Below are 17,991 nucleotides of genomic sequence, written 5' to 3'. Positions count from 1 at the left end.
GAATCAAAGCTGCGCTCACGAACATAATCGTGAGAGGCAGGCCCGCGTCCATGCACAAGAGAAAGAAACGGCACCATTCCCGCAACCAGTCCGGCGTGACCGTCCTCGAGCGCGAAGCAAGGATCGATCTGGCTAAGCGCCCGGCCGATGGTCTCGGCGTCGCCTTTCTCGGCGCATCGGGAACGGTCACAGGGTCGCGTTATCTGGTGGACGATGGTGAAACTCAGATCGTTGTCGATTCCGGCCTGTTTCAAGGACCCAGGGATCTGCGCCGCCTTAATTGGGCGCCAATTCCACCCGAAGTCGCCGATGTCGGCCAAGTCCTGCTGACCCACGCTCATCTCGATCACTCGGGCGCGCTACCGCGCATGGCGCGCCTGGGCTGGGACGGTACCGTCCTTGCCACCCGGGCGACCGCGGCCCTGTGCGAGCTCCTTCTTCCCGACAGCGGTCATCTGCAGGAAAAGGATGCGGAGTTCGCCAACCGGCACGGCTTCTCCAGGCACCAGCCGGCGCTGCCGCTCTACACCCAGGCTGACGCGCGTCTGGCATTGCAGCTCTTCCGGCCGATCGAGTTCGGAGCGTGGCATGCAGTCACGGACGGCATCAGGGTGCGCTATCATCGCGCCGGCCACATCCTCGGCGCGGCGTCGATCGAGATCGACTGGAAGGGGCGGACAATCCTCTTCTCAGGCGACATCGGCCGTTACGGCGATTCGGTGATGAAAGATCCCGAGCCGCCCGCGCGCGCCGACTATGTCCTGGTGGAATCGACCTATGGCGATCGGCGCCACGAGCAGGTCGATCCGACAAAGACGCTTGGAGATCATGTCGAACGATGCGTCGAGAGAGGAGGGACGGTGGTGATCCCGGCCTTCGCCGTGGGACGGGTCCAGTCGCTTCTCTATCATTTCTCGCGTCTGCGCGCGCAGGGACGCCTCCGCGACATCCCGATCTTCCTCGACAGCCCGATGGCGATCAACGCGAGCGGGCTGATGTGCGATTTCATGGACGAGCATCGCCTGGCCCGCGCCGAGTGCGAAGCGGCGTGCAGCGTCGCGCACTATGTGCGCGAAGTGGAGGAATCCAAGGAACTCACCGCCAACCCCGCCCCAAAGGTCATCATCTCGGCCAGCGGAATGGCAACGGGCGGCCGCGTGCTCCACCATCTCAAGCGCTTCGCGCCGGATGGGAAGAACCTCATCCTCTTCTCGGGCTTCCAGGCGGCGGGCACCCGCGGCGCCGCCATGATCGGCGGCGCCCGGACGATCAAGATCCACGGCGAGTATATCCCGGTCGAAGCCGAGGTCGCCAACCTGACGATGCTCTCGGCGCATGCCGACAGCGACGAGCTCATGCGCTGGCTCGGCTCGCTGCACGAGGCCCCGCGCCACGTCTATGTCACCCATGGCGAGCCGACCGGCGCCCACGTCCTGGCGAAGCGTGTCTCGGAGGAACTGGGCTGGGCATGCAGCGTACCGGCGCTGGGTAGCTGGGGCATGCTCGCGTGAAGCCCGGGATCATCGAGAACGCCGAAGCAGAGTCTGTCGCGACGACGCTGCGGGCACGCCGCATCGGCCTGTCGGGTGCCGGTAGCGATCTGATCGCGGTCATGCGCCACGACTGTCCCGTCTGCCGCTCGGAAGGTCTTGCGTCCCGCGCGCAGGTCGCGCTGCGCGCCGGCGGGCGGGAAATCGTCGTCTCGCTGCTGCACAGTTCCGCGGAGGCTCCAGCGCCCGGCGAGATCGGCCTCTCGGAATCCGCATGGCAGCGGCTCGGCGTCAGCGAGGGCGATCCGGTCGAGATCGCGCACGCCCAGCCTCTCGCCTCGCTCGCCGAAGTGCGTCGGCGTATCTATGGCAATCGTCTCAGTGACGGGGCTTTTTCAGCGATCATCACCGACATCGCCGAGCGACGCTATAGCGATGTCCATCTCTCGGCATTCGTCACGGCCTGCTCGGCGGTCCCGCTCGATACGGACGAAACGATCAGCCTGACCAGGGCGATGGTCGATGTCGGCGAGCGATTGCAGTGGCCCGGAACGGTCATCGTCGACAAGCATAGCGTCGGTGGATTGCCGGGCAATCGCACCACGCCGATCATCGTCTCGATCATGGCCGCGGAGGGCCTGATCATGCCCAAGACATCGTCGCGGGCGATCACCTCGCCGGCCGGCACGGCGGACACGATGGAGGTGCTGGCACCTGTCGACCTCGACGTTTCCGCAATCCGCAAGGTGGTCGAGCGCGAAGGCGGCTGCATCGCCTGGGGCGGCGCCGTCAATCTCAGCCCTGCCGACGACGTGATCATCGGCGTGGAGCGCGTGCTCGATATCGATGCCGTCGGGCAGATGGTCGCCTCGGTGCTGTCCAAGAAAGTCGCGGCCGGTGCGACCCATCTGGTCATCGACATCCCGGTCGGGCCGACCGCCAAGGTCCGCGGAGCCGCTGCCGCCGACACCCTCGAGCGCGCGCTGAGCTCGGTCGCCCAAGCCTTCGGGCTTCGCACGCGCGTGATGCGCGGCCCCGGCGCGGAGCCGATCGGACGGGGCATCGGTCCGGCGCTCGAGGCGCAGGATATCCTTGCCGTGCTCCAGGGGCAGCCTGGCGCCGAGGATCTCGCCCACCGGGCCTGCGAGCTGGCGGGAGGACTGCTTGAGCTCGCGGACGCGGCCCCGGCCGGCGAAGGCTATGCGCGTGCGCGGGCGTGCCTCGAAAGCGGCCGGGCCTGGGCCAAGTTCCAACGTATCTGCGAAGCGCAGGGCGGCATGCGGGCTCCACCGGTCGCCCGGTTCCAACAGGATATGATCGCTCCCTATAGCGGCCGCCTGGTGAGTATCGACAATCGCAAGCTCGCGACGGTCGCGAAGCTTGCCGGCGCGCCGATGGCCAAGGCCGCCGGCGTCGCGCTGCAGTGTCGGCTGAACCAGATGGTGGATGCCGGGGCTCCCTTGAGCACCATTCATGCCGAGAGCCCGGGCGAGCTCGATTATGCGGCGGCCTATGCGGTGAGCGACGGGCCGATCTTCGGGATTGAAGCGCTATGAACCGTCCCGTGCTGTTCGCGCTGTCTGGCAGCGAGGCCCTGGCACAGCCGCTATCCGCCGCACTCGATGCAGAGGTCGGCACGATCGAGCATCGTCAGTTTCCCGACGGGGAAACCTATCTCAGGGTCGTAAGCGACATCAGCGACCGCGACGTCATCCTGCTGTGCAGTCTCGATCATCCGGACGCCAAGCTGTTGCCGCTGCTGTTCGCAGCCGACACCGCGCGCGATCTGGGCGCTCGCAGGATCGGGCTCGTCGCCCCCTACCTCGCTTACATGCGCCAGGACATTCGCTTCCATGCCGGCGAGGCGGTGACGTCGCGAACCTTTGCCGCGATCCTGTCCCGCCATCTCGACTGGCTGGTGACGGTCGATCCGCATCTCCACCGCTATCATGCGTTGTCGGAAATCTACCGCATCCCGACCCAGGTTGTTCATGCTGCGCGGCTTCTGGCCTCGTGGATCAAGCGCAATGTCGCTCGTCCGCTGATCATCGGTCCGGACCTGGAAAGCGAACAGTGGGTCTCGCAGGTGGCGGCCGATGCCGATGCTCCGTTTCTCGTGTGCGAGAAAATCCGGTCCGGCGACCGTGACGTCACCATCTCGATTCCGAATGCCCCAGCGTTTCTCGATCGCCAGCCGGTGCTGGTCGACGATATCGCCTCATCCGGCCGGACCCTCGCCGAGGCGGCGCGCCAGCTGGTCGGCATGGGGTTCGCGCGACCGGATTGCGTGGTCGTGCATCCGCTTTTCGCCGGCGATGCAGCGCAAGTCCTGGGTGGGCTCGTCGAGAGGATCGTGAGCACGAACGCTGTTGCGCATACCTCTAATGATATCGACGTGATGCCGGCGATTGCGGAGGCCGTTCGTCACGGAATTTGAACGGTGCGCTGCGCGTCAGTTCTTCAGTACTCAATGCTCAATGCACGATGAAAACGAACGCCCGGCAAACGCCGGGCGCATTCCCATCCATTGACCCTACACGAGCCCGAACCAATCTTCCGGGAACTTCGCTTTCGGAGAAAGTCGCGGCAGGAAAGGAGGATATGTCATGTCGCACACACGCTCTTTCCTTGATCCCTTCATCGTTGCTCGGACCCGCAGCTTGAGCCCGAAGTGAAGCCCGCCATCCTTGCATCCTGGGCGTCCGATCGCTCCGCCGTCGAGGGCCAACCGGCCCTCCGTCGCCCGCCAGCATCCCGGTGCCGGTCGACGATGTGATGGCAGCGCTGCGCTGGCTCGATCGCGCTGAGCGCGGCGCGGGCCTGGCATCCTTGGTTCGTCAGGAACAACCCGGTATCGGTGCCATCCTCGCCGGGAATATCGAAACTGCGACACGGAAGGCGGGCGATCTCTGCGATGATCAGCCTTCGATCTCACAACCCTATGATCACCGGTTCGTGCTGAATCGGATTCGCCGTGCCGTAGCGGCGCGCGAGCGGAGCTGCGATCCGCCCCGGACATCGGCGTTACGGCGCGCTGCTGACACAGAATAGCGATTATCAGCTTCTTGCCATGACAACATGACGCGTCGAGCTTAGGAGCAACCAGCGCGCTCATCCCCCAAGAGGCGTGCCCACTCCCGGCGGCAGCGTCTTGCGGCGCCTTGCCGCCGGGAGACCAGAGGGAGCGCCGCCCCGTTCGCAAGAGCGGTCATCTCGCAAAGTTCGGCACATGATGCCGGGTCGCTTACCCCCCTCTCGCCGAGCACCTGCCTTGCCTGTTGTGATGCGGCGGTATTTCGGCCTTGACCTTGGACCATGGTCCTACCCGTAGAAGGTCTCCCCTTTGAAGCTGTGCCCGCTGGGGTGCGCAGCAATGCCAACACGTCCGGGGGGCCATGGAGAGCAAGCGCGTCGTTCATGTCATTGATGACGAAGAAACAATCAGGAAAGCTGTAGGATTCACATTAAGGACAGCGGGATTTGCCGTCGAGACCTATGGCTCGGGAGTCGACTTTCTGAAAATTGCAGATGAAGCTGAAAGAGGTAGCATCGTTCTCGACATGCACATGCCGGACATGAACGGTCTACAGGTTCAGGCAGCGCTGACGCAGATGGATATAAGCATGCCAGTCGTGATGCTGACCGGCAACGGAGACATTGCGCTTGCTGTCCAAGCGATGAAGGCGGGTGCTGTCGATTTCCTGGCCAAACCTATCGAACGGGCGCTGCTGCTCGATGCGATAGACCGAGCGTTCGCGCGCATCGACACGGCCGAGGGGCGCGCTCTCGAAGAAGCCGAGGCATGCCGACAGGTCGATCTACTGACACCGCGCGAACGGGATGTTCTCGAAGGCCTTGCGCAAGGCCTTCCGAACAAGACCATCGCCTATGATCTGGGCATTTCTTCACGGACGGTCGAAGTCCATCGCGCGAGCATCATGTCCAAGCTTGGAGTCCGTACCCTTGCCGAAACCTTGCGGATCGCCTTTGCGGCTGGAATGGGAAGGCCGCTGTAGGTAAAGGCGGCCAGGGCTGCTGCGGTTGAATCTCTGCGTGTCACCTGATGGCGCGGACATAGTGCCTGCCGGGATGCATCGACGTTGTTCATCAGCTTTTGGCGGAATTTTCGTGAGCCCAGGCGAAGGGTCGCGCTTGATTGCTATCGCGAAAGGAGATGAAACTCTTCCAACAGCTGGGCGATCTCTGTGCCTTCAAGCTTCTTCATCAACAGCTTGCGCAGGAAGGACGGGCCGGGAATGTCGATCCCTTTGCTATCCCTAAGCGGCCCGATTGCGGCCAGAAGCGTGCGGATATCATAGGTTGAGTTGAACACTTCCGGCACGCCGCGTTCGACCTTCATCAGGGTGTAGACGGCCTCCATCGGCGTGCGCACCGAATATTCCGTCGTGAAGATACAATCACGCTGCTTCGACTCGGCAAACTGGCCGACAAAGGCGAAGTTGACCGCGCCCTCGGGCACCACGTCCGGCCGGTCGCCGGCCTGGCGCGGCATGAAGAAGGCGGTGATGTAGGGCATCATCACCGGCACGGTCTTCGCCCCCGTCGCGGCGAGGCCGGGGATGTCCTCGACCGGCACGCCGAGATGATAAAGCCATTCCTGCGTGATCTCCTCGCCCGTGCAGTCCTGCATCGGCTTCTTCACATAGTCGCCCGGCCGGTCGACGAACAAGGCATAGAACCAGGCGACGATCTGGTCCTTCGGCTGTTTCCTGAAGTGGGGTTGCCGGCTGACCGTCCAGCTCAGCAGCCAGCTCGAGTCCTTGACCGTGACGATGCCGCCAGTCACCACCGTGCCGCTGAACGGATCGCGCCTGGCGATCTTGCGAATGTACGCCGGAATGCGCGCGTCGAGCGTGGTGATGGTCGCCGACGCCCATTTGGTTTCCGGGATGTGCGATCCGAACACGTCGGGACGACCAAAGGCCGGGTCCTTGGCCGCGATCCGGCGCCACAGGTCCCAGGCCGGCGCCGGCCCCTCATTCAGCCTGGCCGGTGTATGATGATCGCCATTGTCGGAATTTTCGGTCAGCGATCCGATGGTGATGAAGACGAGATCATCGGCGCCGAGATCGACGCCGCCTTCGACGCCGTTTTCGATCCAGGCAATCCGGGTCGCCTGCTTGCGGCCGGGCTGGATGTCGAAATCGACGTCGGTGACCTCGACGCCGTAGCGAAATCTGACACCGCGATCCTGCAACCATTTGACCAACGGCAGGACCATCGATTCATATTGGTTGTAGCGGTTGAACTTGAGCGAGGAAAAATCCGCCAGACTGCCGATATGGTGGATGAAGCGATGCAGATAGAGCTTCATCTCGAGCGCGGAATGCCATTCCTCGAAGGCGAACATGGTGCGCCAGTAGAGCCAGAAATTGCTCCTGAGGAAATCATCGCCGAAGACTTCGTTGATCCGCTTGTTCTCCATCTCCTCCCGCGTCGCGAGGAAGACGGAGATCAGATCTTTTTGCGCGCGACCGCCGAGTGTCAGCAAAGCCTTGTCGGGCACATCCTGGCCCTGGTTCTGCGTCACGCGTTGAAGCGAAAAATTGGGATCGTCCTTGTTGAGCCGGTAGAATTCGTCGAGCACACTCGCATCCTCGATCTCCAGCGAAGGGATCGAGCGATAGAGATCCCAGAGGCATTCGAAATGCTCCTCCATCTCGCGCCCTCCGCGGATGACGAACCCCTTTTCGGGGACGTCGAGGCCGTCGAGCGCGCCGCCGGGAACATGCAGCTCCTCAAGGATGGTAATATGCTCGCCGGCGACGCCGCCGTCGCGGATCAGGAACGCCGCGCCTGCCAGTCCCGCAAGACCCGAGCCGACGAACCAGGCCGTCTTCCTGTCAGCGCCCTCAGGTTTGCGGGGCCGCACGAAAGCTTCGTAGTTCCCGCTACTATAGTGCATGCTCAACTCCATCCTTGATCCCGACGACAATGGCGGTTCTGCGGTTTCTTGCTGAACAGCAGAAATGCCTGCCCTGCATTCATTCTCGCCGATGTCGCCCGCCGCTCAGTTCGACGACTTCACTGGTGATCTGATCCTGACGCGTGAGGCGCTCCTCGAGGCGCAGGGCCTCGCCCTTGCGATCGATGTGGCTGCGGGCGGTCGCCATGGTGCGCAGCCGTGCCTCATTCTCGGCGACGAACGTCTCGACCGCAGCCGCGCAGATGTGGGCGAAGACATATTCCGCGGTCAGGTCGCCGATAAGGTCCGCCGCGTTGATATTGACGAGCGGCGGCAAATCCGCCGTGGACGCGGGGAAAGTGTCGAGGTCGAGCGGCAGGAGGCTCGCGCGCACGATCGAGACGCCCTTGCCGCTGCTCCAGACCGGATAAGCCATGGTGATGGGCACCGCGCCGACCTCGTCCAGATAGTCGTACAGCGCGTCGATGATGCTTGTCGCGAGTGCGGGCAGCGCATCGGCCTTGCTCGGCATGCTCGCGCTCCATGCGATGCGCAGACCGCGCTCGGCCGCAAGCGTGGCCGTGCGCGCGCCAATCAGAAGAATATGCCTGTCCTGCATGTCGGCCGCGGCGCCGTCGAGCAGCTGCTCCGGAAAGGCCCCGGCAAAGCCTTGCTCCGCACCGAACAGGATAAGGCCGCCTCTCGCACCACCGACCGCCCGCGCCGGAAAACGCGCCAGTGGCTCGTCAAGGCGGCGCGCCTGGCCAATGGCGGTGCGGGCGGTCTCCGCATAGCGTCGCACCGCAGGCAGCAGCGCGCGCGCCTGATGCGCCCGCTGCGCGGCGATGCCCTGCATGGCGTTGACCACCGCACCGAGCTGGCGGACGGTCTCGATCCGCTGGCCGATCTCGGCGAGGCGATCGCTCATGATGCAGAACCGGCCGGCTGGCTTTCGATCAGCGCTTTCACCGTCGTCATCAGAGCGGACCGCTGCGCGGTGTCGATCTGTCCAGTCCGCTCGATCTGCGCGCATAGATCGGGGACGTGATCGTCGATCCAGGCGGGCAGCCGCGTGCGGAGCGACGATATCTCCGAGACCGTCATGCCATCGAGCAACCCTTCGCCGAGCGCCACGACCAGCGCCACCTGGTCGACGACCCGTAGTGGACTCGACAGCGGTTGCACGAGCAAGGCGCGCAAGCGCTTGCCGCGTTCGATCTGGGCGCGGACACGCGGCTCGGGCTGCTCGCCGAAGCGGGTGAACATCTCGAGCTCGAGGAACTGCGCATAGTCGAGGCGCATGGTCCCGCTCGCGTCGCGCAGGACGCGAAGCTGCGTCTTGCCGCCGACCCGGCTCACGCTCGTGCCCACATCGATGGCGGGCTTGTGCCCCTGCGCGAACAGCTTCGCGTCGAGAATAATCTGACCGTCGGTGATCGAGATCAGATTGGTCGGGATATAGGCGCTGACGTTGCCGGCATCGGTCTCCGCGATCGGCAGAGCCGTGAGCGAACCGCCCCCCTTCTCCGTCGAGAGACGCGCCGCACGTTCGAGCAGGCGGGAATGGAGGAAAAAGACGTCGCCGGGATAGGCCTCGCGCCCGGGCGGCTGTCCGGTCAGCAGGGCGATCTCGCGATGGGTCGCGGCATGCTTGGTGAGATCGTCGAGCACCACCACCGCATGGCCGCCACCATCCCGAAAATACTCGGCCATCGTGAAGCCCGCGAACGGCGCGATCCATTGCAGCCCCGGCGCCGCGGCGGGGCTCGCCACGACGAAGATGGTGCGGTCCGGCGCGCCATGCCGCCGCACCTGGTCGACCACGCGCGCGACCGCCGAGCTTTTCTGGCCGATCGCGACATAGACGCAGATCATGTCGCTGGTGCGCTGGTTGATGATCGTGTCGACCGCGAGCGCCGTCTTGCCTGTGGCGCGGTCGCCGAGAATGAGTTCGCGCTGCCCCCGGCCGATGGCGAACATCGCATCGATTGCGAGCGTGCCGGTCTGCACCGGCTGGACGACGAGGTCGCGTTCGATGATCGCCGGCGCCGGCCGTTCGACAGGATCGAAGCGCCTGGCCCGGATCGGCGCGCCCCCATCGAGCGGACGGCCGAGCGGATCGACGACTCGGCCAAGCAATGCCTCGCCAACCGGCACGCGCACCACCTCGCCCGAGCCGGTTACGGTGTCTCCTGCCTCCACCTGGGCGGCATCGTCGAGCAGCACGCAGCCGATCCGGTCCCGGTCGAGCGTGTGGACGAATCCGGTCTGGCCCCGGGCGAAATAGAGCAATTCGTCGAGGCGCGCGTCCGGAAGGCCCGAGACCATGGCAACGCCGTCGCCGATCGATTCCACCCGGCCAATTGCATCGACACGCGGCCCGAGATTGGCGCGCGTGATGCAGCTCTGGGCCTGCGTCAGCCAGTCTTCAGGCGATCCGGGCATGATCGTCTTCATTGAGGCTCTCAACCATGGCGTCGAGATCGGCGCGCCAGCTGTTGCGCACGACGGCGTGGGGCGTGCGAAGCTCCGCGCCGGCGATGAGATCTGGATCGACTGCGAAGATCGGGGTCGCGGTATCCGGCAGGATTTCGGCAAGCGCGCGCGCTACCTGCGTCTGCAGATCGGCCGTCAGCGGCGCGGGCGTCGCGACGGTGACGGGCCCGGCGGCCGCCAGGCTGCGGCGATCCGCCTCGGAAAGGTCTCCGAGCCGCGCCTTGAGCGCGTCGACCATGGCCTGCACCGTCTGCTCGGGCGGGAGACGAGCGAGCAACGTGCCTGCCATCGAGGCGGCGAGGTTCGCTGCCTTTTCCCGCCACTGCGCCGCCACCCGCCCGCGTTCGGCATCGATCGCCGCATGGCCTTGCTCGACGACGGCGTCCGCCTCGAGCCTGGCCTGCGCGAGGAGGCGCTGGCGCTCCGCTTCGGCCTCGGTCCGGATCTCGGCGCGGCGAGCCGCCGCATCCGCGACGAAGCCGTCATTCTGCGTTTTGAGCGCCTGCGCTTCGGCCTGTGCCCGGTCCTTTGCCTCCCGCGCTTCGTCGAGCAGCGCCTGGGCCGATGCCTGGCGGGCAGCGATGGCATCCATCACCGGACGGAACAGGAAGCGTCCGAGCAGCCACACGAGGATGAGGACATTGACCGCCTGCAGCGCGAGCGTCCACCAGTCGATCCGCATGTCAGGCGAACGGGTTGGCGAAGAGCAGCAGCAGCGCGATCACGAGGCAGTAGATCGCCATCGTCTCGATCATCGCGAGGCCCACGAACAGCGTGCGCGAGACGGTGTTGGCGGCTTCGGGCTGGCGCGCGATCGCGTCCATCGCGGCGGCGACGGCCCTGCCCTGCCCGAGCGCCGGGGCGATTGCGCCGATCGAGATCGCGAAAGCGGCGCCGAGGATGCTGGCGAGATGGATCCAGTTCATGCGGGGGACTCCTGTTTGGATGGCGGGCGGGCGCCGTTCTCGCTGATAGCGCTCCCGATAAAGACCATGGCGAGCGCGCCGAAAATGTAGGCCTGGACCGCGCCGGTCAGCATTTCGAGCGCCATGAGCGGGATCGGGACGAGCAGCCCGGCGAGGCTCAGCACGACGCCGATCATGAAGACGCCGCTCATGACGTTGCCGAACAGGCGCACCATCAGCGAGAAGCTGCGGGTGAAGAGCTCGACGATATTGAGCGGGGCGAGCAGGATCGAGGGGCGCGCGAAGGTCGCGAGATAGGCCCTGGGCCCGAGCGCGCGGACGCCGAACCAGAGCGTCGCGCCGAAGACGATCAGCGCCAGCGCCGCGTCGGTTTCGAGGGTCGCGGTCGGCGGCTCGACGCCGGGGATCAGCGACGACCAGTTGGCGACCAGCAGGAACAGGAACAGCGTGCCGATCAGCGGCAGATAACGCTGCGGTTCCGCCTCCATCGTCTCGCGGATCTGGCCGGCGACGGTCTCGACGACCAGCTCGAGCGCCGCTTGGGCTCGGGTTGGGCGTAACGCAAGGCGGCGGGTCAGCAGCCAGCTTCCGATTGTAAGGAAGGCCATGATGCCCCAGGTCGTGGCGACCGGCTGGCTGATCGGCACCGGACCGATCGCGAACAGCACATGGCTTTCAAGTGGTGACGCGAATTTCATCGGGCGCCTCCGAGCCGGTGGAGCATGATCTGGCGCCCGCCCATGAAGCCGGTTGTTGCGGCAAGAAGCGCCGGCCACCCTTGCCGGCTGGCGATGACGAGAACCAGAATAGTGACGGCGAGACGCCCGAGCCTGAGCAGGATCGCGCGCGATGCCGGGCCGCCATGGGTGACGAGGTCGGCTTCTCTGGCGATGGCCGCGAAATGGGCGAGGCCGACCGCAAATCCGAGGGCCAGGAACAGGATGGGGGAGAGCTGGCTCATTGCCGGTGCATCCAGCGCCAGCCCGACCAGCAGCCGAGGGCGAGCCCGACGAGCAGGAGCGGCGCGGTCCAGAAGATGCCGCTATCCAGCCGGTGGTCGAGCCAGCGGCCGATCGCGAGACCGACCAGCGCGGGCAGGACGATCTGCCAGCCGAGCACGCCGATCTGGCCGAGATTGCGGGCGACGGAAGGAAGCCGCTGCGCAAGCCGCCGCCGTTCCGCGCGGGTCCGGATGGCTTCGACGATCGGCTGCTCGGGCTTGTCCGCGGTCACAGACCAAGCTCCCGGCCACCACCCTGCAGGGCCTCGACCATATGGCGGATCGCCTGCATCCTGAGCTTCGCCGACGCGGTCCGTTCGGATCGTTCGCCCTCGTCGCGCTCGCGGTAGCGCGCGAGCACGTCATGCTCGAGCGTTCCGAGGTCATCGCCGACATGGCCTTCGCGCGTCGCGACCGCGACCCCCGTGCCGTGGCTTACGGTCAGAATGCCGTTGCGCACCGCGCAATAGCCTGGAGCGCCATCGGCGCCCCGCCAGGAGACGATCGAGACGCCAAGCGCGGTCAGGAAATCGGCGTGGCCCGACAGGATGCCGAAACTGCCGCTGGCATCCTCGGCGCGAACCGACCTGACGTCCGTGTCGACGAGGATCGCGGTCGGATCGGTGATCCGCAGCTTCATGCGCCCTGCCCCACGCGAGAGCGTGCCTCTTCAATATCGCCTACCATGTAGAAGGCGCTCTCGGGCCAGTCGTCGGTCGCGCCGGCCAGGATGGCCGCGACGCCCTTCAGCGTATCGGCCAGCCCCACAGAACGGCCGGCTTGCCCGGTGAAGGCCTGGGTCACCATGAAGGGCTGGGTCAGGAAGCGCTGCAGCCGCCGCGCCCTGCCGACGATCAGCCGATCCTCGCGGCCCAGCTCCTCGATACCGAGCAGCGAGATGATGTCCTGGAGCTCGCGATAATGCGCGATCGTCTCCCGGACCTGCTGGGCGAGCGCGTAATGATGATCGCCCACGACCTGCGGATCGAGCAGGATCGACGAGGATCCCAGGGGATCGACCGCGGGATAGATGCCTTCGGCCGCCATGGCGCGCGAGAGCAGAATGGAACTGTCGAGATGGGCGGAGATGGCGGTGACCGCAGGGTCGGTGAAATCGTCGGCGGGCACATAGACCGCCTCGATCGCGGTCACCGCCGCTCCATGCACCGAGGCGATGCGCTCCTGCAGCGCGGCCACTTCGCTGGCCAGCGTCGGCTGGTAGCCGACGCGTGAAGGCATGCGTCCGAGCAGGCCGGAGACTTCGCTGCCGGCCTGGACGAAGCGGAACACATTATCCATGAGCAGCAGGACATTGCGCTTCTGCTCGTCGCGGAAATATTCGGCGATGGTGAGCGCGGTCAGCCCTACCCGCCAGCGCGCGCCCGGCGGCTCGTTCATCTGCCCGAAAACGAGCACGGTCTTGTCGATCACGCCCGAGCCGCGCATGTCCGTGAGCAGCTCATGGCCCTCGCGCGATCGCTCTCCGATGCCGGCAAAGACGGAAACACCTTCATAGCGCGCGACCATCGCGTTGATGAGTTCCATCACCAGCACGGTCTTCCCCACCCCCGCGCCCCCGAACATCGCCGCCTTGCCACCCTGGGCGAGCGGCGCGAGCAGATCGATGACCTTGATGCCAGTCTCGAACATCGCCGTCGCCGCGTTCTGGTCTTCGAGCGGCGGGGGTGCGCGGTGAATGGGCCTCAATGGAACATCCGGCCCAAGCGGCGCGCCGCCGTCACCCACCTGCCCGGTCGGCGTAAGGAGCCGCCCCAGAACCTTGTCTCCGACCGGGACCGCGATGGGGGCGCCCAAGGCCGTCACGCCGACATTACGAGCGAGACCGGAGGTCGGCTGAAGCGCGACGGCGCGGACGGTGCGGTCATCGATATGGCTCTGCACTTCCGCGACCAGCGGGCCTGACGATGCATCGACGCGCAGCGCTTCATTGACCGCGGGCAGCGGCCCTTCGTCGAACTCGACGTCGAGGACGGGACCGCGCAGCGCCGCAATCCGGCCGAGCCTGGCTATGGACGGTATCACGCCCATGCCGGTTGCCGGGTCAGACCATAATCATGCCCGACCGTGCCGCGATCATGACGGGACGGGTAGAAGTCGCTGCCCGCGGGCACGACATGGACGACAAGCCAAAAGTGCATTGGCTGAGCGTCGCAGGCAAGCCGCAGATTCGGCATACGTAGAGTTACCGATTCTCTCTGATTCAGCCTCGCCGAATAACGGCGGCGCGACGCGATGGGCCTCAGGCCAGGGCGCTATGCCCGATATGCCAGAGCTCAAACGCGAAGAGAAAGGTTCACCGTTTCATGCCCTATCCCGTTGATCAACTCGCCGCGCTCGCCAAAGCGAATGTCGGCCTGATGCTGAAGCTCGCCGAAGTCGCCCGGAAAGGTGGCGAAGAGTCGCTCGAGGTCGGCAACCGCGCCGCCGGCCGCTTCGCCGAAGAGGCGCGTGCCTCGATTGCGGGCGCGACGGACAAGACGTCGGACGCCGGCGCGGTCAGCCCGGCCGGACCGCGGGCACTGTTCGAGGACATGGCCACGGTCCGCGAGCATATGATTGCCGGCACAAGATCGGCGTTCGAGGAATGGCAGCAGGCCTGGCAGGCCGTCGCGAGCGCTCCGACGGCTCCCGGGGCGCTGGATGCCTTTGCTGCCATTGTCGGACCATGGTTCGGGCAGAAAAGCCCGGGCGACGGCGAGAAGCAGGCCACCAGCGACAAATAGGATAGCCCCCGATCGCGGCGAGCCGCCCTAGCCGAGCAGGTGCTGACCGCCATCGACCGGAATGATCGTGCCGGTGATATGGCGGCCGGCATCGCTCACCAGAAAGGCGGCGAGCCCTCCGACATCCTCGATGGTCACGAGCTGGTGCTGCGGGACCGTCGCCGCGGCCCGTTCGAGCAGCTCGTCGAAGCGGTCGATGCCGCTGGCAGCGCGGGTCGCGATCGGGCCTGGCGAGATCGCATGGGCGCGAATGCCCTTGGGGCCAAGCTCAGCCGCGACATAGCGGGTCGCGCTTTCGAGGGCCGCTTTGACCGGCCCCATCAGGTTGTAGTGCTCGACCACCCGCTCCGACCCGTAGAAGGTGACGCACAGCAGGCAGCCGCCATCCGACATCAGCGGCTCGGCGAGACGCGCCATGCGCAGGAAGCTGTGGCACGAGACGTCCATCGCCAGCGCGAAGCCTTCGGCCGAGCTGTCGACGACGCGGCCGTGCAAATCCTCCTTCGGCGCGAAAGCGATCGAGTGAAGCAGGAAATCGAGGCCGCCCCATTCGGACTTCACCCGCTCGAACAGGGCCTCCACTTCGCCCGGCACCCGGACATCGCACGCGGCGAGCCATTCGACTCCCAGGGTCTCCGCGACGGGCGCCACGAACGGCTCGGCCTTTCCGTTGAGATAGGTCGCCGCCAGTCTCGCCCCACAGTCGTGAAAGGCCTGGGCGCAACCCGCCGCGATGCTATGCGCGTTGGCGATACCGATCACCAGGCCGCGCTTGCCAGTAAGATCGACGAGAGGTTTCATGCTTTCGGCTCCTCACGCAGCAGATCGGCGGCGTGGATAGCGATCATCCTTTCCTCATCGGTCGGGATGACGCGGACGGCGACACGGCTGGACGGCGCGCTGATGACTGCATCTCCTCGGAGGTTCGCGTCCGCGTCGAGGTCCACGCCGAGCCAGCCGAGCCGACCGGCGACGCGGGCGCGAATTTCAGGCGAATTCTCGCCGATCCCGGCAGTGAACACGAATGTGTCGAGACCCCCGAGCGAGGACGCGAGAGCGCCGGCCTGGCGCGCGATCTGCCAGACGAAGAGCTCGATCGCTTCCCCAGCGGCGGGCGTTTCGCTGCCGAGAAGCGCGCGCATGTCGCTGGAGACGCCGGACACGCCCAAAAGGCCGGACTCACTGTAGAGGAGATGCTCGACTTCACGCGCCGTCATGCCCCTCTGCTGGAAAAGATAGAGCACCGCGCCCGGGTCGAGCGCGCCGCAGCGCGTACCCATCACCAGCCCGTCGAGCGCGGTGAACCCCATCGTCGTGTCGATGCTGCGCCCCCCGGCCATCGCGCAAAGGCTGGCCCCGTTGCCGAGATGCGCGGCGATCGTGCGGCCACCGCCTGTATCGGGATCGATCGAACGCAGCTGCCGCGCGATATATTCGTAGGAGATGCCGTGAAAACCGTAGCGCCGCATGCCCTCTTCGCCAAGCGCGCGCGGCAGCGCGAGGCGCGTCGCGATCGGGGGCTGGCCATGATGGAAGCCGGTGTCGAAGCAGGCGACTTGCAGCACAGCGGGGCGCAGCCTGGAGACGGCGCGGACCGCGGCGAGATTATGGGGCTGATGCAATGGCGCCAGTGGGCAAAGCGCCTCGAGCGCGGCGAGGAGTGGCGCGTCGACCCGCGCCGGCGCTGAATAGTCGGTGCCGCCATGAACGATCCGATGGCCGACCGCGATCAGATCGTCGCCGACCGAGGCTTCGATCTCCCGCAGCAAATCCTCGAGCAGCGTCTCGTGCGTAATCGTGCCGTCTTTCGTCCAGCGCCGCTCGGCAAGGACATCCCCCTTCGCATCGCGCGCGATCAGGTGCGGCTCAAGGCCGATATTCTCGATCTTGCCGCTCGCCAGCAAAGAGGGCTCATCAGTGCCCGGCTCGGCGTAGAGCGCGAACTTAAGGCTCGACGAACCGGCGTTGAGGCACAGGATTTCAGCCATCGCGGCGCTGTCCCGCAACGCCGGGAGCCGCCTTGGTCGCAGCCCGCGCCAGCAGCACCGCGAGCGCGCAGGAGGCGAGGCGCGTGCGCACGCTGTCTGCCCGGCTGGTGAGGATGATCGGAGCGCGCGCGCCGAGCACCACGCCTGCGGCATCGGCGCCGCCCAGGAAGGTCAGCTGCTTTGCGAGCATGTTGCCGGCCTCCAGATCGGGCACCAGCAGGATGTCCGCCTGGCCGGCGACCGGCGAGACGATACTTTTCTCGCGCACGGCCGCCTCGCTGATCGCATTATCGAGGGCGAGCGGGCCATCGAGCAGCGCGCCTTCGATCTGGCCCCGGTCCGCCATCTTGCAGAGCGCCGCGGCATCCAATGTGGTGCGCATTTTCGGATTGACCGTTTCGACGGCGGCGAGGATCGCGACCCTGGGCTGTTCGATCCCGATCACATGGGCAAGGTCGATCGCGTTGCGCGCGATGTCGGCCTTGTCCTCAAGCGTCGGCTCGATGTTGATCGCGGCGTCGGTGATGATGAGCGGGCGCGGATAGCCGGGCACGTCCATCACATAGGCGTGGCTGATCCTGCGTTCGGTCCGAAGGCCCGTGTCGGACGATACGACCGCGCCCATGAGCTCGTCAGTATGAAGCGAGCCCTTCATCAGCAGCGCGGCTTCGCCGGCCCGCACGCGCGCGACGGCTTCGGCGGCGGCGGCGTGGCTGTGCGGGACGTCGATCACCCGGAAGGCCGCAATATCGACACCGGCGTCCTTCGCCGCATTCGTCATACGCGCCGCAGGGCCGATGAGAATCGGAACGACGATGCCGGCGTCGGCGGCCTCAGCCACTGCGCGCATGGCGTCGGCGCTGCACGGATGGACCACGGCCGTGACGCACGCAGATCCGTCCTTGGCGCGCGCCATCAACTGGCGGAAGCGGTCGTGGCTGGCGATCCGCACGTCGGGAAGCGGCATGCGGGGCCGGCTGACTTTCTCGGTGGGCGCCTTGACCTCGGCCTGGCCGCTGATGACGGTCTCGCCCTTCTGGTTCACACAGGTGCAGTCGAGAACGATGACATGATGCTCGGCGCGCTTCTGCGCGACGGTGACGCAGGCCGTGATGGTGTCGCCGACGCCCACCGGGCGGGTGAAGCGAAGCGATTGGCCGAGATAGATCGCACCGGGCCCTGGCAGCTCGGTTCCCAGGATCGCCGAGATGAGCCCCGCGCCCCACATGCCATGAGCGATGACCCTGTGGAACATGTCCGTTTCGGCATAGACAGGGTCGAGATGCGCCGGATTCACGTCGCCTGACACCGCCGCGAAGAGCTGGATGTCGTCGGCGGTCAGCGTGCGGGTGAGGCTGGCCGTATCGCCGACGGCGATCTCGTCGAACGTGCGGTTCTCGATGAGGTTGGCGGCGGCCATG

The 17,991-nt window shown here is 66.0% G+C and carries 18 protein-coding genes and 1 pseudogene; 6 read left to right on the top strand and 13 right to left on the bottom strand.

The annotated features are described in order from the left end of the window. The first annotated feature begins 50 nt into the window (after positions 1 to 50). The 5 genes and pseudogenes from BV95_RS04740 (at position 51) to BV95_RS04725 (ending at position 5,506) form a co-directional block, all read left to right on the top strand. The gene (locus BV95_RS04740) at positions 51 to 1,511 is read left to right on the top strand and encodes an MBL fold metallo-hydrolase RNA specificity domain-containing protein (protein ID WP_021245239.1); all 1,461 of its coding nucleotides are present in this window, start codon (positions 51 to 53) and stop codon (positions 1,509 to 1,511) included. After that, positions 1,508 to 3,046 carry a thymidine phosphorylase family protein gene (locus BV95_RS04735; protein ID WP_030541610.1) on the top strand — a complete coding sequence of 513 codons (1,539 nt, stop codon included), beginning with the start codon at positions 1,508 to 1,510 and terminating at the stop codon, positions 3,044 to 3,046. Before BV95_RS04740 ends, BV95_RS04735 begins: the two co-directional genes overlap by 4 nt. Next, a complete protein-coding gene (locus tag BV95_RS04730; RefSeq protein ID WP_030541611.1) occupies positions 3,043 to 3,927 on the top strand; it encodes a ribose-phosphate pyrophosphokinase in 885 nt (294 codons plus the stop codon). The genes BV95_RS04735 and BV95_RS04730 overlap by 4 nt, the downstream gene beginning before the upstream one ends. Positions 3,928 to 4,096: 169 nt before the next feature. After that, positions 4,097 to 4,292: pseudogene (locus tag BV95_RS24915) on the top strand (hypothetical protein); the annotation flags it as partial. 593 nt (positions 4,293 to 4,885) lie between these two features. Then, the gene (locus BV95_RS04725) at positions 4,886 to 5,506 is read left to right on the top strand and encodes a response regulator transcription factor (protein WP_030541612.1); all 621 of its coding nucleotides are present in this window, start codon (positions 4,886 to 4,888) and stop codon (positions 5,504 to 5,506) included. A 143-nt stretch (positions 5,507 to 5,649) separates the two neighbouring features. Here BV95_RS04725 and BV95_RS04720 read toward each other — a convergent pair whose 3' ends face one another. The 10 genes from BV95_RS04720 to atpD all read right to left on the bottom strand — a co-directional run bounded on the left by BV95_RS04720 (position 5,650) and on the right by atpD (position 13,887). Then, on the bottom strand, positions 5,650 to 7,416 hold the full coding sequence (locus tag BV95_RS04720) for an oleate hydratase (RefSeq protein WP_037448033.1): 1,767 nt from the start codon (positions 7,414 to 7,416) through the stop codon (positions 5,650 to 5,652). Positions 7,417 to 7,495: 79 nt separating this feature from the next. Continuing rightward, positions 7,496 to 8,344 (bottom strand): F0F1 ATP synthase subunit gamma, encoded by an 849-nt coding sequence (locus BV95_RS04715; protein WP_021245233.1) that lies wholly within the window; start codon positions 8,342 to 8,344, stop codon positions 7,496 to 7,498. Beyond that, positions 8,341 to 9,873, bottom strand: coding sequence for a F0F1 ATP synthase subunit alpha (locus tag BV95_RS04710; RefSeq protein WP_409372086.1), 1,533 nt, complete (start codon positions 9,871 to 9,873; stop codon positions 8,341 to 8,343). Before BV95_RS04710 ends, BV95_RS04715 begins: the two co-directional genes overlap by 4 nt. Continuing rightward, positions 9,845 to 10,594 (bottom strand): F0F1 ATP synthase subunit B family protein, encoded by a 750-nt coding sequence (locus tag BV95_RS04705; RefSeq protein ID WP_037448029.1) that lies wholly within the window; start codon positions 10,592 to 10,594, stop codon positions 9,845 to 9,847. Before BV95_RS04705 ends, BV95_RS04710 begins: the two co-directional genes overlap by 29 nt. A gap of 1 nt (position 10,595) precedes the next feature. Beyond that, positions 10,596 to 10,838 (bottom strand): F0F1 ATP synthase subunit C, encoded by a 243-nt coding sequence (locus BV95_RS04700; protein WP_017501321.1) that lies wholly within the window; start codon positions 10,836 to 10,838, stop codon positions 10,596 to 10,598. Further along, entirely contained in the window at positions 10,835 to 11,506 is a 672-nt protein-coding gene (locus BV95_RS04695) for a F0F1 ATP synthase subunit A (RefSeq protein WP_234703094.1), read from the bottom strand. Before BV95_RS04695 ends, BV95_RS04700 begins: the two co-directional genes overlap by 4 nt. A gap of 26 nt (positions 11,507 to 11,532) precedes the next feature. Continuing rightward, positions 11,533 to 11,799, bottom strand: coding sequence for an ATP synthase subunit I (locus BV95_RS04690; protein ID WP_017501319.1), 267 nt, complete (start codon positions 11,797 to 11,799; stop codon positions 11,533 to 11,535). Continuing rightward, positions 11,796 to 12,071 (bottom strand): AtpZ/AtpI family protein, encoded by a 276-nt coding sequence (locus BV95_RS04685; RefSeq protein WP_021245229.1) that lies wholly within the window; start codon positions 12,069 to 12,071, stop codon positions 11,796 to 11,798. Before BV95_RS04685 ends, BV95_RS04690 begins: the two co-directional genes overlap by 4 nt. Continuing rightward, positions 12,068 to 12,478: a F0F1 ATP synthase subunit epsilon gene (locus tag BV95_RS04680; protein WP_037448025.1), complete on the bottom strand. Its 411-nt coding sequence runs from the start codon at positions 12,476 to 12,478 to the stop codon at positions 12,068 to 12,070. The genes BV95_RS04685 and BV95_RS04680 overlap by 4 nt, the downstream gene beginning before the upstream one ends. Continuing rightward, on the bottom strand, positions 12,475 to 13,887 hold the full coding sequence (gene atpD / locus BV95_RS04675) for a F0F1 ATP synthase subunit beta (protein WP_037448022.1): 1,413 nt from the start codon (positions 13,885 to 13,887) through the stop codon (positions 12,475 to 12,477). Before atpD ends, BV95_RS04680 begins: the two co-directional genes overlap by 4 nt. A gap of 275 nt (positions 13,888 to 14,162) precedes the next feature. Between atpD and BV95_RS04670 the strand changes: the two genes are divergently transcribed. Then, the gene (locus BV95_RS04670) at positions 14,163 to 14,582 is read left to right on the top strand and encodes a hypothetical protein (protein ID WP_017501314.1); all 420 of its coding nucleotides are present in this window, start codon (positions 14,163 to 14,165) and stop codon (positions 14,580 to 14,582) included. A 27-nt stretch (positions 14,583 to 14,609) separates the two neighbouring features. Here BV95_RS04670 and fabI read toward each other — a convergent pair whose 3' ends face one another. From fabI to BV95_RS04655, 3 genes are read right to left on the bottom strand one after another with little or no spacing between them, the layout of a single operon-like run. Continuing rightward, positions 14,610 to 15,383 (bottom strand): enoyl-ACP reductase FabI, encoded by a 774-nt coding sequence (gene fabI / locus BV95_RS04665; RefSeq protein WP_037448018.1) that lies wholly within the window; start codon positions 15,381 to 15,383, stop codon positions 14,610 to 14,612. After that, on the bottom strand, positions 15,380 to 16,570 hold the full coding sequence (locus BV95_RS04660) for an acetate/propionate family kinase (protein WP_037448015.1): 1,191 nt from the start codon (positions 16,568 to 16,570) through the stop codon (positions 15,380 to 15,382). Before BV95_RS04660 ends, fabI begins: the two co-directional genes overlap by 4 nt. Then, positions 16,563 to 17,990 (bottom strand): bifunctional enoyl-CoA hydratase/phosphate acetyltransferase, encoded by a 1,428-nt coding sequence (locus BV95_RS04655; protein ID WP_021245224.1) that lies wholly within the window; start codon positions 17,988 to 17,990, stop codon positions 16,563 to 16,565. Before BV95_RS04655 ends, BV95_RS04660 begins: the two co-directional genes overlap by 8 nt. Position 17,991 lies beyond the last annotated feature (1 nt).

Source organism: Sphingobium chlorophenolicum (genome assembly GCF_000722875.1).
Taxonomy (GTDB): Bacteria; Pseudomonadota; Alphaproteobacteria; order Sphingomonadales; family Sphingomonadaceae; genus Sphingobium; species Sphingobium chlorophenolicum.
The sequence above is the reverse complement of the archived record's forward strand: the minus strand, read 5'-3'. Positions and strand labels throughout refer to the sequence as shown.

What these genes read in the sequence shown, in the direction of transcription:
- BV95_RS04720 (WP_037448033.1), bottom strand. Translation starts at nt 7,416, where the DNA reads ATGCACTATAGTAGCGGGAACTACGAAGCTTTCGTGCGGCCCCGCAAA.
- BV95_RS04710 (WP_409372086.1), bottom strand. Translation starts at nt 9,873, where the DNA reads ATGAAGACGATCATGCCCGGATCGCCTGAAGACTGGCTGACGCAGGCC.
- BV95_RS04655 (WP_021245224.1), bottom strand. Translation starts at nt 17,990, where the DNA reads ATGGCCGCCGCCAACCTCATCGAGAACCGCACGTTCGACGAGATCGCC.
- atpD (WP_037448022.1), bottom strand. Translation starts at nt 13,887, where the DNA reads ATGGGCGTGATACCGTCCATAGCCAGGCTCGGCCGGATTGCGGCGCTG.
- BV95_RS04715 (WP_021245233.1), bottom strand. Translation starts at nt 8,344, where the DNA reads ATGAGCGATCGCCTCGCCGAGATCGGCCAGCGGATCGAGACCGTCCGC.
- BV95_RS04730 (WP_030541611.1), top strand. Translation starts at nt 3,043, where the DNA reads ATGAACCGTCCCGTGCTGTTCGCGCTGTCTGGCAGCGAGGCCCTGGCA.
- BV95_RS04705 (WP_037448029.1), bottom strand. Translation starts at nt 10,594, where the DNA reads ATGCGGATCGACTGGTGGACGCTCGCGCTGCAGGCGGTCAATGTCCTC.
- BV95_RS04700 (WP_017501321.1), bottom strand. Translation starts at nt 10,838, where the DNA reads ATGAACTGGATCCATCTCGCCAGCATCCTCGGCGCCGCTTTCGCGATC.
- BV95_RS04670 (WP_017501314.1), top strand. Translation starts at nt 14,163, where the DNA reads ATGCCCTATCCCGTTGATCAACTCGCCGCGCTCGCCAAAGCGAATGTC.
- BV95_RS04660 (WP_037448015.1), bottom strand. Translation starts at nt 16,570, where the DNA reads ATGGCTGAAATCCTGTGCCTCAACGCCGGTTCGTCGAGCCTTAAGTTC.
- BV95_RS04740 (WP_021245239.1), top strand. Translation starts at nt 51, where the DNA reads ATGCACAAGAGAAAGAAACGGCACCATTCCCGCAACCAGTCCGGCGTG.
- BV95_RS04725 (WP_030541612.1), top strand. Translation starts at nt 4,886, where the DNA reads ATGGAGAGCAAGCGCGTCGTTCATGTCATTGATGACGAAGAAACAATC.
- BV95_RS04680 (WP_037448025.1), bottom strand. Translation starts at nt 12,478, where the DNA reads ATGAAGCTGCGGATCACCGATCCGACCGCGATCCTCGTCGACACGGAC.
- fabI (WP_037448018.1), bottom strand. Translation starts at nt 15,383, where the DNA reads ATGAAACCTCTCGTCGATCTTACTGGCAAGCGCGGCCTGGTGATCGGT.
- BV95_RS04690 (WP_017501319.1), bottom strand. Translation starts at nt 11,799, where the DNA reads ATGAGCCAGCTCTCCCCCATCCTGTTCCTGGCCCTCGGATTTGCGGTC.